A 14,552-nucleotide genomic window follows, 5' to 3' on the forward strand; every position below is an offset into this window, starting at 1 on the left:
GGGAGATGGTAGATTTGTTGTTTAAGAAGAAAGCATCCAGTGGTGAGGTTAATGGTGTCTCCTATTTGAATGGAGAAATATCCTTGAAGGGTGTTTCTTTAAATGTTTACAGCTATTTGATTGATGGCATGTTAATCGATACCGGGGCACACTCTCTACATAAATTTTTTGAACCATTCCTTGATGAAGCGGATTTTGATCAGGTCATGCTCACTCATTTTCACGAAGACCATACTGGCTGTGCCGCATATGTCCAAAAAACGAAGAATGTGCCGGTCTATCTTAATGAAATATCTATCGCTTCCTGTTTGATGCGGGCAGATTATCCGCTCTATCGACAGCTATTCTGGGGAAGACGCAAGCCGTTTCAAGCCCAACCTGTCTCAGGGAGCTTCCAATCCAGAAGTGCCACTTGGGATGCCATCGACACCCCCGGTCATGCCTATGATCACAAAGCCTTTCTTAACAGGGAAACAGGACAGTTGTTCACCGGCGATTTGTTTGTAAGTGCGCGCACCAAGCTGGCATTGGCTGATGAAAGCACCCCTGAAATCATCCGCTCCTTGGAACGTATTTTATCCTATGATTTTCTTGAAGTTTTTTGCAGTCACGCAGGATATCTGGAGGACGGCCGTAAAGCAATTGAAAGAAAACGCGACTATTTACTTTCTATTCAAGCGGAAGTACTATCCTTGTATAAAGACGGCTATTCAGCTGAAGAAATTCGTCGCAAGCTTTTCCCCAAGACCTTCCCAATCGTAAAATTTTCGCGAGGGGAATGGGATTCAATCCATATTGTCACATCTATTCTGAGAGAACATAGTTTACAACCGCATAAATAAGAAAAACGAATTCGCAAAGGAATTCGTTTTTTCTAGAAGGAAACTACAGGCTGCAAAAGGGGCCTGACCCTCACTTTGTTAAAGTATTAAAGTGTAAAACCCCTGATACACGAACCAATGTCACGGAAGCGGCATGGAAGGGCCGCCATGGATAGTTAATAGAATAGGATTTTCCGAGTTTTCAGCCTGGATGAGGATCGATTGGTCCACTCCGCCGATATGTAACTGTTAAACAGAACTGATTCCGTTTTCTCCAATAGCGAAATCCCTTTTATTTTTGATTATTTTCACAAGCCTGCTCCCTTTCCTCATCAGCTTTTCTTCCAAAACTCTATTATCGTTTTCAGGAAAATATCACCTATTCGGCGGATTTTATTATTTCACTATGTTTCGCTGTAGCCAGACGGTGCTTCAACGCATGGCGCTCAATTTTTGCCAGTTCCTCTAACAAATCATTGATTGCTATCAGCTCATAAAAAATAACGGTGTCCGTCGATAAAATATGATAATAGGCTTCTGTTGCAGCAGGAATTCTTTCAGCAAGCTGATCAAAAAGCCTGTCCACCGATTGATGATGCTCTTCCGTCATGTCATATTCTTCATTTTGTAAAACTTCATTCATGTTTCGTACGGTTGAGAGTATGAGAGACGATTTGTCCTGATCGGCTATCCGTTTGTGACTTGGGATGAAAATCAAATTCCCGACGTGATAGGTCAGCTGTGTCAAGACTTTCAATTTTCTATTTTCATAATAGAAATGTCGCATGTCTTCTCTCTTGTAGCGATGGTATTTCCACTCCTCTTTCTGATAACGGCAAAGGTCCTCGACACGCTCCACCTCTCTCACTATCTTATGAAAGGCCAATCTTGTCTGCCTGGGATTGGCGTGCATTTTCCCTTTTATCAGCTCCCCGCCGCTTCTTTCTATTAAGAGGCCTGTTTCCTTTAACAGCCCCCTGATTTTTCCGGAGATGGCTGGCGTGTAGTTCGGCTTTAACACCAGCAGATTCACAAGCGTGGATACAGATAGTCCAGTGATGGTCGTCCCCAACCTGACCAAAAAGGAGGAAAGATAGTGATCATGAACGGTCGTAATCATCGCCACACCAGTCAAGGTGGCAACTAGGATTCCATCATCCAGGTGCAACTTATGGCAGGTGATGATGGTTGCAAGTGCCACCAACGTGTACGTTACAGGATTATCGCCAAAACCCATATAAAATAAAATGGCATATCCTGCGCCGATGCCCGAGGCCGGAAACCGGACAAACGCTTTTTTTATCGAATTGGCAGCGGTCGGTTCAATGGTAACGATTGCAGCAATGACAGCAAACATCGCTGGCCATCCCAAAGCCTCGCAAATCAACGCGGTAATGAACACCGCAATGCCTGTTTTGAGTATCCTTCCACCAACAAAGTGCTTTAGTTTATGTATGTAGGTCATTATGTTCAGTCCCTTTAGTAAGCGTCTACTACTATTATAACGTAAAGGGTTAGTGGAATAGGGAATTAATTGAAACACTGTTTTAAGCAATAAAAAATGCCGCTCTATTCAGGGGCAGCGGCGAATTCGACCTTCTAACAAAGAATCCGATGGAGACTTTAAGGCACCATCGGATTCTTTTGGAATTTATACTTTACCCCTTTAAAGCAGCGGGGGTCAGGCCCCTACATACAAGTTCATAAACTCCCTCCACCGCTTCCTCTACATTACTTGCTTCCAGCACTATTCTTTTGCAGTCTTTGGCACTATGCAGGTATCTTGGATCGTAGTAATGCTCCAATAGTAGGTGGATGGCGGGTTCATATTGTCGCTGCTCGAGTTGGGTTTCAATATCGGCTGCGATTGGGGTGTGGATGTATTTTTTTATTCTGCGGAATGCCAGTACACATTCATCGTGATAGTCCCATGGTTTATATTCATTCATTATATTTTGCACGCGGACCTCCATGGGCATTTTGATAAAGATGTGCGTGGATTCCTGTTTTTTCTTCGTAATGAATTCGGGAAGCAGGATTTTTCCCATTCGTTTGCTTTCGGCTTCCACAACCAGGTAGGGTGCTTGCTGACTCTTCAGGACCTCTTGAAGGAGATTTGCCTCGAACATTTTCTGGCTGGTGGACGTCAAGCCTATCTGTCCGAAAACGGAACCGCGGTGCATTGCCAGCCCTTCCAGATCCAGAACCGGAACCCCTTTTTCCTGTAGCTTGTGGAGAATGGCGGTTTTCCCTGTACCAGTCCCCCCATTTAAAATATAACCTTCAGGAAGAATGTCCATATCCTCCAGTTGCTCCATTACCCAGCGACGGTAAGCTTTGACCCCACCCTGAAGCCGTCGTACTTTTATGCCCATCAAATCAAGGAGCGTAGCAGTGGTTTTGCTTCTCATCCCTCCACGCCAGCAAAAGACAACAAGTTCCCCTTCAAGCTTTTGGAACGCCCGAATAAAGTCAGGCAGTTTTGCAGATACAATTTCCAGTCCTCTGTCCTTGGCCGCGTCCACACTTACCTGCTTATAGATAGTTCCCACTTCGGCCCTCTCTTCATTATTGAAAAGCGGGATATTGATGCTTCCCGGGATGGTCATCTCTGCAAACTCTGCAGGAGAACGCACATCGATTACCGTACATCCAGGTTCACCAGTGCGTCCAACCAGTTCCTTCACAAATATCTCTCGAACCATCGTTATCAACCTCTCCATCTTTCACCGAATAAAGAAAATTCAGATACTACCATTTTAGCCGAATGAGGGAAAGGTTAACAGATTTGAATAGATAAATTAGTCCAGGTTATATATAAAAGACTAATTTTCCCGTTCCGATTGAGCATATTAATAATGATTGTACTATTGGAAAGCGAGATGATGAGTGATGTCAAAGCAAGGTAAAGTGAAAAAGGAACAGACAAGAGAGCAAATTGAAAAGCAGGATAACAACAATAATAATATGGAATTCGGCAATGAATACACTATCGGAAACACAGCTTCACAGAGCCAGAAGAAAAGCGGGACCCAAGCAAATAAAAAATAACCTTATAAACTAAAAAACAGCCTCCATACTCGAGGCTGTTTTCTTATTAGTTTTCCGCTAATTTAGCTTTTACATCGGGATTTACTATTTCTGCTTCCACTTCATTCCCTATCGGATCCTCCGCCTGCTTAGCCCTCTTAATGAAGAAGGAAAGAACAAGCGCTACTGCTGCGATAAAGACGGAAACGAGGAATGCAAAGTTGATGCCTTCCAGTGTCGATTGCAGCATGATTTGCTGCTGCATTGCACCGAGCGCTTCTGCAGAAGGATCTGCACCAAGCTTAGGCATTTCTGTCGCAGCAAGGTCACGGCCATAGCTTTCGGCACGGGTGGACATGAGCGTTACGAGGAATGCCGTACCGATTGCCCCTGACACCTGCTGCAACGTGCTGTTCATAGCTGTACCGTGTGGATAGAACCTTTTTGGCAGCTGGTTCAGCCCGTTTGTGGAAACTGGCATGAATACCATCGACATCCCGAACATCCTTACTGTATAAAGAATGACCAGTTGTGTATAGGATGTTTCCAGGGTCAATTGGCTGAAGAAATAGCTCGTTACGACGGTAATCGTCAATCCTGTTATCGCGAGTACTTTTCCGCCGTATTTATCAAACAGTTTCCCTGTGATAGGAGACATCAAAGCCATCACAATTGCACCAGGCAGCATCATTAGGCCTGCATCCAAAGGGGAAATCCCACGCAATGTCTGTACATATATCGGCAAGAGGATCATCCCGGAAAACATCGCCATCGTGATGACCATCGAGATGGCGGAGGATAAGGCGAACATCGGATACTGATAGATCCGGAAGTTCAGCATCGGTTTTTCCTGGCGAAGCATACGGAGGATAAACCATGTCAGGGCTACCACTCCAATAAGGATTGTTCCATAGACAAGCGGACTGTCCCAGCCTTTTGAACCGGCGGAACTGAAGCCGTAAAGAAGTCCGCCAAATCCAAGGCTTGATAAAAGGACAGAGAACATATCGAGACGAATATTCGGTTTCACTTTTTTATCCTTTAATAGGAAAATCCCTAACAAGAGAATAACAGCAGCAATCGGCGTAACAAAATGGAACAACATTCTCCAATCATAATGTTCAATGAGCCAGCCGGATAAAGTAGGACCGATTGCCGGAGCTCCCATCATGATAAGCCCGAATACCCCCATTGCAGCTCCCCTTTTTTCAACTGGAAAGCTGACGAGCATCACATTCATCAATAGCGGCATCAAAATGGCCGAACCTGATGCCTGAAGCATGCGTCCCGTGAGAAGTACCGGAAAGACATGGGCAAAGCCGGCCAGGACGGTACCGATTGTGAACAGCCCCATTGCCGCGATGAATAGATGGCGGACAGAATATTTTTGAATGAGAAATGCAGTGGTCGGAATCAAGATCCCGTTCACCAGCATGAACCCTGTGGTGAGCCATTGGACGGTCGAAGGACCCACTTCAAGCTCCGTCATGATGGACGGCAGGGCTATATTCAGTAATGTATTATTTAAAAAAGCAATAAAAGCGCCAATCATCAGGATAGCCAATATCCCGTATGGCGGTCGCTGTGTGGATTCTGTTTGTTGTTGCATGTTGTTTCGCTTCCTCTCTCTTTATACTACAAGTTCATAATTTTGTACTATCGTTTCATAAAGTCCATCTTATACCATCGGTTCAATTTTTTCAATAAAAAGAAGCTGTTATTTATTGGGGGTTTGTGTAAGCTGCGAAAATAAGGTAGTATGAAAATTATACTATCAGTCTAAAAGGTGATAAGATGAATGAACGAAAATTACAGGTAATCAAGAAGGCCCATCAGCTGTTTATCGAAAAAGGATTCCAAGCTACATCCATCCAGGATATCCTCGATTTCAGCGGTATTTCAAAGGGCACCTTTTATAATTATTTTTCTTCCAAAAATGAACTGCTTATCGAGCTGTTCAAGACCATCTATACGAAGCTTGAAAAAGACCGGGCAGACCTTTTGATTGGAAAGGACCCAGCTGATATCAACATCTTCATCCAGCAAATCGAAATGCAGATGCATACAAACCGTACCAATAAGCTCATCTCGCTTTTTGAAGAGGTCTTTTTCTCCAAGGACGAAGAACTGAAGGAATTCATCAAGCGGGGGCAATTGCGGATGATTCGCTGGATCTATGAGCGCTTCATTGATCTTTTCGGAGAAGCAAAAAAGCCTTATCTCCTTGATTGTTCCATTATGTTCATGGGGATTTTGAACCACAATATCAAATTCAATTTGATGGGACAGGAAAGCGGAAACGCAAGCATTCATCGTGTGGTGAAATATAGCGTGGAGCGTATCGTACAGGTGGTAAACGAGGTCGCAGAAACGAAGGATCAGCTGATAGCACCGGAAAGACTGGAGCAGTGGTTTCCGGAAAACAGGGACGGCATCCTTGCACGCAAGCAGTCTCTTATCACGTTTCTCGATTCCTTGAAAAGTAAGCTCAGCGGAACACCGTATGTAGAGCTCTTGGATTTCATCCAGGAAGAGCTGCTGGAGGCTAAAAGCCCCCGAAGGTTTCTATTGGATAGCATGATCTGCTCGTTAAAAGAAAGTCCTTCCGTAACGGAGTCCGATATTTCCGAACTGGAAAACATGATACATTCGTTTTACAGCAAACCAGTACCACCTGCCGCTTCTTAGGGCAAGGTGGCACTGGTTTTATTTATGGTTTTGTTTGTTATGCTGGCTAATTCTGTTGCCTTTTTGTTGGTTGTTGCTGTGTTGGTGCATGTTTCTTTGCTGCTTGCTGCTCCCCGGATGGGATGGAGCTTTATGCGAAGGAGTGAATTCTTCGGCAATTTCGGTGACAGCAGCCATGTTCGTTGGATTCGCAAGACCTTTAGACTGGAGTGTCTTCATGATATCAGTAGCGGAACGATGCTTCTGCATAGGTCTTGATTGTTCCTTACCAGGCATTGCGTTTCCACCATTTCGACCATACATGATCGCCGCTGCACTTAAGCCTATCCCCAGCAAGGACGCGAACGTTCCCAAGTTTCTCTTCTTCCTCGGTTTGTAGCCGAACCTCTTCAAGAGATTTTGAGCTGTGGCCAACTTTAATATGGAATTTACCCAATTATTCATGGTTACACACTCCTTTTTAATGTCTTACTTTTGTATTTTGCTCCCTTTTTGATGCAAAAATGCTGGTAAACAGTGGGGTCAGGTCCCACGTGTTTCATCTGAAGTTTGTGCGTTTGTGCGTCCATTGGGATACTGTACCTGTCCCCATGTGTCAATTTCCGCTTGAAAGGGAATGAAAACTTATATTCTTTTTCATTGGGGGGATAATATTGTGGATTAGACATCCTTTTTTTAAGTATCTGACAGGGATTGTTTTGGTATTGTTGGTTATTTTTCTATTGACCGAGGTTCAGTTTCTGGTCAATCCTATCCTCAGTTTGATTGCGACGCTCTTTTTCCCGTTGATTTTTGCCGGATTTCTGTTTTATATTTTGAAACCGGTTGTGGAGTTTCTTTCGAGATCCAAATACATTCCCCGGGTTTTAGCCATTTTTATCGTTTTTTTCGTGATTATTGGGGGAGCAGTCTTGGGTGGGTTTACACTTGGCGGCAAAATTGAAGAACAGGTAATGCAGTTTGCGAAGGATGTTCCTTCTATTGTGGAAAAAAACGAAGAACAGACAAAGCAGGTTATTAATGAAAATAATTTCGGCCTGATGTCCTATGAAGAAGCAAAGCAAAAGCTCTTGACCTTCATGAAGGACCAAGGGGAACGGATTGGGAAAAATGTTGCTGTTATCATTTCTTCTATTACAAGCTTTGTAACGGTACTCGTAATTGTCCCGTTTATCGTATTTTATTTTTTGAAAGACGGGCACAAGCTTCTGCCTTTCATCCTGAAGTATTTACCTCAAAAACATCGGATAGAAGGACGGAGAATCCTGACTGATATTGATAAGGCGCTCTCCACCTATATAGGCGGGCAGATGATAGTGGCATTGGTGAACGGATTCCTGATGTATATCGGCTACCTGATAATCGGAGTCGAATACTCGTTAGTGTTGGCTTTATTCATTGTCATCACCGCGGTAGTCCCCATCATCGGACCGGCACTTGGGGTGCTCCCTGCGCTGGTTATCGGCCTGATGACCGATCCATTCATGGCAGTAAAAATCCTGATTCTCTTGACCATCGTCCAGCAGATCGAAGGAAATCTCGTCTCTCCTTTAATCATTGGGAACAAGCTGTCCATCCACCCGCTCACCGTCATCCTCCTGCTCCTTGTCGCTGGAAAGCTCTACGGATTCATCGGCATCTTGCTCGCAGTGCCACTCTACTCTGTGCTAAAAGTCCTGATAAAGAACTTTTACCGGCTGTATCAGCTGCGGCATGCGTGAGGGATGAAATGGTTGGGGCCTGACCCGCTCCCTATTAAAGTGGTAAAGGATTATTATATAGATATGTAAATGTAAGCAATTCTTCATTTGGAATAACCGGATTCGGTTATTCCTTTTGCTATGTTCAAATAGTTTTTCTGTTACCCTTTTTTTCTTAGGGGCCTGCCCCCCCTTTATCCCCATTCAAGCTCCAATAAACAAAACCCCAATTACTTTTATCCCTTTTCAGTAGTTTTAGATTATATTTTCGGCTTTTTACTCCCTTATTATCGGGTTTCGACACTCCTTTCTGGTTCCTAAGTCCCTATAAAAACACCATTTGTCAGAATATTTCGCCTGCCTTACAATTCTACTTACACAAGAATAACTTCAACATGAAACTACTTCACCTATGAGCAAAACCACTATATCAGGAGGTGATGACAAGTTTGATTCTGGTAGTCTTTTTAACATCAATAATATGAGACTACATATCTTCTTAATTTTTACCTCAGCATGAGTTTCCTCCGTATAGCAGACCAATTTATCATGAAACAGAATAGGAGAATGTAAATGAAGAAGTTGACCATGAAGACAGTTCTAGTTAGTTCCATTGCAGCCTCGATCGTTTCTGGATCCATTTTCCAGACAAATGCACTTGGGGCTTCCACCAATGGGACGCAAATTGATAATAATTCCATTGTTTCAATGAGTAAAAGTATAACCGGGGAACATGTCATTACTCTCATTACCGGGGATGTCGTCAAGGTGTCCACCTTGGGGAACGGAAAGCATATCATCAATGTTGAGCCAGCCCAAAAGAATGGCGATGGAGTCAGAGTCATAACAGCCGGGGAAGATACTTTCGTATACCCGAACTCTGCCATGCCTTATCTAGCAGCTGGAAAGCTCGATCAGGACTTATTCAATATTACTAAATTAATCGAATACGGCTATGATGACAAGAACTTGAAAGCCCTGCCGGTCATTGTCGAATATGACCAGACTAAAGCACGTTCCCTTTCATCAAAAGGCAGCCAAGCTCCAAAAGGATCCAAAAAGCTAAGGGAATTGGAAAGCATTCATGCAGCGGCACTATCAGCTGACAAAAAATCTGCCGAAGCATTCTGGGAGGACGTCACTGTCACTCAAGAAGACTCCGATATAAAGGACCCGGAATCCGCCCTATTCGAATATGGTGTGGAAAAAATCTGGCTGGATGGACGTGTTGACGCGGCACTTCATCAAAGTGTCCCTCAAATCGGATCACACACCGCATGGGAAGCAGGTTTTACCGGGGAAGGTGTGAAGGTTGCCGTGCTTGATACCGGAATTGACGCGCAGCACCCGGACATTGCACCTCAACTTGATGAAGCGGTGAGCTTCGTACCCGGAGAAGAAGTAAATGACAAGAACGGCCACGGTACACACGTTGCCTCCACTGTACTTGGTACTGGTGCGGGTGATGGAAAGTCAAAAGGCGTTGCTCCAGATGCACGCTTATTGGTAGGGAAAGTACTGAGTGATGAAGGATTTGGAATGGACTCCTGGATCATTGACGGAATGGAGTGGGCATCCGAGAATGCAAAAATCGTCAATATGAGTCTAGGAAGCTCAGAGCCTAGTGACGGTACAGACCCGATGGCACAAGCTGTTGAAAGGCTCAGTGAAGAGAATGGCACTTTATTCGTCATCGCTGCCGGCAATAGTGGCGGGGAAGGCACGATCGGTTCTCCAGGTGCTGCTGAATCAGCATTGACAGTCGGAGCTGTGGATAAGACGGACGAGCTTGCCTGGTTCTCTTCCAAAGGACCTCGATACGGAGATATGGGCTTGAAGCCTGACTTAACGGCTCCAGGTGTAGGGATCAATGCAGCCCGTTCCCAATATTCTCCTGGCAGCGGACAATACAAAAGTTTGGATGGTACTTCCATGGCTACCCCGCATGTTGCCGGTGCAGCAGCCATCTTAGCAGAGAAATATCCGGAATGGAACGGACAGCAAATTAAAGAGGCTTTAATGAACACCACGCAGAAGCTGGAAGGTTACCAGCCTTACCACGTGGGAACAGGACGTGTGGATATTGCTGCTGCCTTGGAAACTAAGGTAAGAGCAACTGGCTCAGTTTCATTCGGCTTCTTCCAATGGCCGCATGACGAGGCTGCTCCTGTAGAAAAAACAGTAACGTATTCAAATGATAGCGACGAAGCTATCACACTGGAATTGGAAGCGACATTTACAAATGCTGAAGGTGAAGCTGCTCCTGCAGGAATCCTGAATCTATCTGCAAATTCTATCACAGTACCAGCTGGTGGGACTGCGGATGTAAACATTACACTCGATTCCAAGCTTGGAGAAACCGGCTCCCGCTATCAAGGATTTTTAACAGCAAAAGCTAACGGTGATGCGGTTGTACACACTACCATGTCCATGATAAAGGAAGAAGAAAGATATCCTTTGACATTGAATGCCACAGACCGTGACGGCTCCCCTGGACTTGCCTATGTAGTAGTATTCAGCGAGAAAATGGATCCATGGGTTTATACAGTCAATGGCACATTAGAACTTCGCCTGCCACCGGGAACCTATTCCGCCATGTCCCTGATGGATGTGGATGTAAATACAGACCACGCTGGTGCAGCCCTTGTGGGTGATCCCGAAGTGAAGCTTAATGGTCCAAAAACAGTGGAACTCGATGCAAGTAAAGCAAAAGAAATTTCTGTAGAGGTACCAAAGAAAGCAGAGGCCAATTATCAGAGATTGGAATATCATCGCACACTTGGAGATATGCCAATGACCAGCCTTTATTTAATGCCGGTTTGGATCGATAAGATGTACGCTGTTCCGACTAAACAGGTCAAAGAAGGAAACTTTGAACAACTTACCCGCTGGCGCCTTGCGAAACCACTCTTGACTATCAACTTTAATGGCAAGGAACTCGATGATATTCCATTTGCAGGAAGCACATTATTGAATGGAAAATTCAATCTATCCACCGTCTATGCAGGCAAAGGCAGTGCAGCTGACTTCGACCGCCTTAAAGCAAAAGGAAAGGCCGTTGTAGTAGATAGAAATGATGAGGTAACAGTGTCCGAGCAGGCTACTGCTGCTGCAGCCGCCGGTGCAAAGCTATTAATCATCGCGAACAATGAAGATAAAGAATTCAGTGTTTACGCCGGTACTTCCGAATATACAGACAACCCGATTGCTGTTGCGGGGATCAGCAAAAAAGAGGGAGACAAGCTTATTAAAGCAGTCCGTTCCGGCAATGTGAAGCTGAAAGTAGAAGGAGCAACCGACTCCCCATTCGTCTATGATCTGATGGATGTCCATGTCGGTTCTATACCAAAATCTTTATCCTACGCACCTAAGGGTAAAGATTTAGCAGTCATCGATACTCGCTACAATTCCCATATTGGAACAGATGGCGGGGAATTCCGATACGACTTGCGTCCACATACCTTCGGAGCTGTTGGCTTCCTACAAAGGCTATCCTTACCAAGTGCCCGCACGGAGTATGTTTCGGCACTTGAGGATACTAGATGGTATCATCAGGCAAATGTGCTGGATGCAACGTGGGAGATCCGTCAAGATGTGGCTACTTATACAAAAGGGCAAAAATTAACAGAGAACTGGTTCTCTCCAGTTGTACGTCCAAGCTTGGGTAATGGCTACTGGGCTCCATACCGCCAAGGCAACTCCTTAAGCATCAACTTACCTGCCTGGGCTGATGCCGGAACAGGCAACACCGGTGGAACCGATTGGAATACTTCTTTTGAAAATCAGACGATCAAGTTGTACCAAGGCAATACATTATTGAAAGAAGGCAAAAGTCAAGCGCTTAATGCTTGGGACGTGGCACCAGCGGAACGTACGCAATTCCGTGTCGTGACCGAGGCAAAGCGTGATCCTGAACGCTGGAATACTTCGGTCCGTACAAATACAGAATGGACCTTCTGGACTCAAGCATCCGAAACTTGGGGTGAGGAACTTCCATTCCTTTCTTTAGATTACAAAGTGGACACCGATGTGAATGGGGATGCATTGGCAAACCGTCCTACTGATCTTAAGTTATCCGTTACCAAAGTTGAAACAGGAGTAGGATATGGAAATGTGGAAGGCGCTACTTTAGAAGTATCATTTAATGAAGGAAAAACATGGAAGAAAGTAAAACTTACTAAAGATGGCGACTCTTTTGCAGCAACTATTCAAAATGCAAAGAATGCTGAATCCGTTTCACTCAGAGCAAGCGCTTGGGATGATGAAGGAAATAAAATCACTCAAGAAATCATTAAGGCTTACGGTTTAAGATAAGCTTAATTGAAGACTTCCTTACTAACCAGAGGAGAGGTAATTGTGACAACAGGGGAAATTATCAGATTCTATCGAATAATGGCCGGGCTGACACAGTCGCAATTGGGAGATGGAATCTGTACAACTACACATATTAGCAAGATCGAAAGAGGAAAAACAGCTTGTTCCGAAGACATGATTGCCATGTTTTCGGAACGGCTGAATATTAACTTCCAAAAGGAAATGGCTTATCTGCGCGAGCTCAAGCATCGTCTCAGGGATTGGCATAATGCCATGATCATGCAGTGTGCACTTCAAGTGGAAGCATTGAAAAAAGAGCTTGAACAATCCACGATTGTTCAAGCTTCAAAATTTGCAGTGCGTTATCAATTACTGACTGCAAGATACCACCTGTTTCGCAAAGAAGTCAATAAGGCGAATCAACTTTTAATGAAAATGGATGCAGATGATAAGGATTTAATATCGTTTGACCGTCATTTGCGTCTTCACGTTCTAGGGATTTATTACATAGAAACATCAAAAAATGATTCCTTTCACAAAGCGATTCAAGTCCTAAATCAGATTAACATGATGGAATACGGGAACAAGGAATATTACTATCATCTTTCACTTGCCTATTATTATAGTGGTTCAAAAGTGAAAGCATTCTTTTATATCGATAAAGCCCTCCGCTATTTCAAAGAAACCAACAACCATGTACAGGCTATCAATGCGGAGTCGATGGTACTGCAACAGCTGAGCAAGGATAGCCATATGGACTTTGATTATATTGTTCAGCGGTATCAGAGCTTGATAAATAAATGCGAACAGTTTGGGGATACGGAGAGCAAGGGGTTCCTGTTAAATAGTCTTGGTTGTGAGTACTATGATAGGAAAAGATTCTGGGAAGCGCATCCGTATTTTGAAAAAGCTGTAGAGCTTGCCGGCAAAGATTCCAAAGAATACTTGATCAGACTGTATAACTTTATTGACTGTAGCATTGAAGGGGATTTTTCCAAGAAAAGATTCTTGCAAAGAAAAGTGAAAGAAGGATATCTGTTAGCCAAGGAAAATCACAACACCCTGCATCAAACATTGTTCAAACTCCTTGATTACCGTCTAGGAAAAGATCCCGAGGCCTATTACCAGTTTCTCGAGGAAGTGGCCATCCCTCATTTCCTTTCAGGGAAGCACCTTGATTTGATAAGGCGCTACGGGAAGCTTTTGTTTATTTATTATGTTGAATGCAAACAGCATGAGAAGGCTGCGGCGGTATCTGTGTATATTTGATTAGCTAATAGGAGAAATCTCGTCGCCTCTTCCACTCCAGCTCGTTGGAAACTTTTAAAAAAGATGCCCAGCTTTTTCACGATAAAAGCTGGGCATCTTTTTATCGTTTCTGGAAGATTACTGCATCCGAAAGACCACCTTCCACCCGCTTCAATCCGATCGGCTCCTCCGCTTTATCTCCCTGCTTAAAGTCCTATCCAAGAACTTTTACCGTTTGTATTAATTGCGACACATAAAAAAGAAATTTCATTGTGGCCTGACCCTCACTTTACTAAAGCGGTAAAGGCTTGTTATAGCAGTATGTTTACGAAATGTCGCTTTACCAGGAATAATTGAATTAGGCTATTCCTTTTGTTATGTCTGTATAGTGATGTTGACGCCACATTTATGGAGAGGGTCTGACCCCCATCATTTTACCATCACTCCCCCATCGTCTCCTTATTATCTGCTTTCGCTCAAAACCCCAACTCCCCGCATTCTTTTTTGGGATTATCGGAGTATTCCTACATGTTTTTTCGTCATGCCTTAAGGTTTCATCATTCACGAACTAGTCCTAAAGACCTTAACAAAACACCAATTGTCATAATACTTTGCCGGCCTTACAATTCAACTAAATCCGCTGTACATCCATCCATAGAGTTTTTATCACCGTATAAGGAAAAGCCACTTTTCCAGGAGGTGAAGGAACGTCGAATCTCGTAATCTTTTTCACCAAGATTAAGAACCACGT

The 14,552-nt window shown here is 44.1% G+C and carries 10 protein-coding genes; 6 read left to right on the forward strand and 4 right to left on the reverse strand.

The window, feature by feature from the left end; all coding sequences use genetic code 11:
* Window positions 1-14 precede the first annotated feature (14 nt).
* On the forward strand, window positions 15-842 hold the full coding sequence (locus tag ABN702_RS17260; RefSeq protein WP_417897995.1) for an MBL fold metallo-hydrolase: 828 nt from the start codon (window positions 15-17) through the stop codon (window positions 840-842).
* Window positions 843-1,200: 358 nt separating this feature from the next.
* Here the strand turns inward: ABN702_RS17260 and ABN702_RS17265 are convergent, their stop codons facing one another.
* On the reverse strand, window positions 1,201-2,286 hold the full coding sequence (locus ABN702_RS17265; protein WP_417897996.1) for an aromatic acid exporter family protein: 1,086 nt from the start codon (window positions 2,284-2,286) through the stop codon (window positions 1,201-1,203).
* A 193-nt stretch (window positions 2,287-2,479) separates the two neighbouring features.
* Window positions 2,480-3,526 carry a tRNA 2-selenouridine(34) synthase MnmH gene (mnmH, locus tag ABN702_RS17270; protein WP_417897997.1) on the reverse strand — a complete coding sequence of 349 codons (1,047 nt, stop codon included), beginning with the start codon at window positions 3,524-3,526 and terminating at the stop codon, window positions 2,480-2,482.
* Window positions 3,527-3,713: 187 nt separating this feature from the next.
* Between mnmH and ABN702_RS17275 the strand changes: the two genes are divergently transcribed.
* Window positions 3,714-3,872 (forward strand): hypothetical protein, encoded by a 159-nt coding sequence (locus ABN702_RS17275; RefSeq protein WP_417897998.1) that lies wholly within the window; start codon window positions 3,714-3,716, stop codon window positions 3,870-3,872.
* A gap of 46 nt (window positions 3,873-3,918) precedes the next feature.
* Here ABN702_RS17275 and ABN702_RS17280 read toward each other — a convergent pair whose 3' ends face one another.
* Window positions 3,919-5,460 carry a DHA2 family efflux MFS transporter permease subunit gene (locus tag ABN702_RS17280; protein ID WP_417897999.1) on the reverse strand — a complete coding sequence of 514 codons (1,542 nt, stop codon included), beginning with the start codon at window positions 5,458-5,460 and terminating at the stop codon, window positions 3,919-3,921.
* 185 nt (window positions 5,461-5,645) lie between these two features.
* Here ABN702_RS17280 and ABN702_RS17285 point away from each other — a divergent pair, with 185 nt between their 5' ends.
* On the forward strand, window positions 5,646-6,539 hold the full coding sequence (locus ABN702_RS17285; RefSeq protein ID WP_417898000.1) for a TetR/AcrR family transcriptional regulator: 894 nt from the start codon (window positions 5,646-5,648) through the stop codon (window positions 6,537-6,539).
* 18 nt (window positions 6,540-6,557) lie between these two features.
* On the opposite strand, the gene ABN702_RS17290 is transcribed toward ABN702_RS17285, so the two are convergent.
* Entirely contained in the window at window positions 6,558-6,983 is a 426-nt protein-coding gene (locus ABN702_RS17290) for a hypothetical protein (protein WP_417898001.1), read from the reverse strand.
* Window positions 6,984-7,192: 209 nt separating this feature from the next.
* On the opposite strand from ABN702_RS17290, the gene ABN702_RS17295 reads away from it, so the two are divergent.
* The 3 genes from ABN702_RS17295 (at window position 7,193) to ABN702_RS17305 (ending at window position 13,822) form a co-directional block, all read left to right on the forward strand.
* On the forward strand, window positions 7,193-8,260 hold the full coding sequence (locus ABN702_RS17295) for an AI-2E family transporter (RefSeq protein ID WP_417898002.1): 1,068 nt from the start codon (window positions 7,193-7,195) through the stop codon (window positions 8,258-8,260).
* A 552-nt stretch (window positions 8,261-8,812) separates the two neighbouring features.
* A complete protein-coding gene (locus ABN702_RS17300) occupies window positions 8,813-12,553 on the forward strand; it encodes a S8 family serine peptidase (protein ID WP_417898003.1) in 3,741 nt (1,246 codons plus the stop codon).
* A gap of 42 nt (window positions 12,554-12,595) precedes the next feature.
* Window positions 12,596-13,822 (forward strand): helix-turn-helix domain-containing protein, encoded by a 1,227-nt coding sequence (locus ABN702_RS17305; protein ID WP_417898004.1) that lies wholly within the window; start codon window positions 12,596-12,598, stop codon window positions 13,820-13,822.
* Window positions 13,823-14,552 lie beyond the last annotated feature (730 nt).

The sequence above is a fragment of the Bacillus haimaensis genome, from assembly GCF_048270625.1.
Classification (GTDB): domain Bacteria; phylum Bacillota; class Bacilli; order Bacillales; family Bacillaceae_I; genus Sutcliffiella_A; species Sutcliffiella_A haimaensis.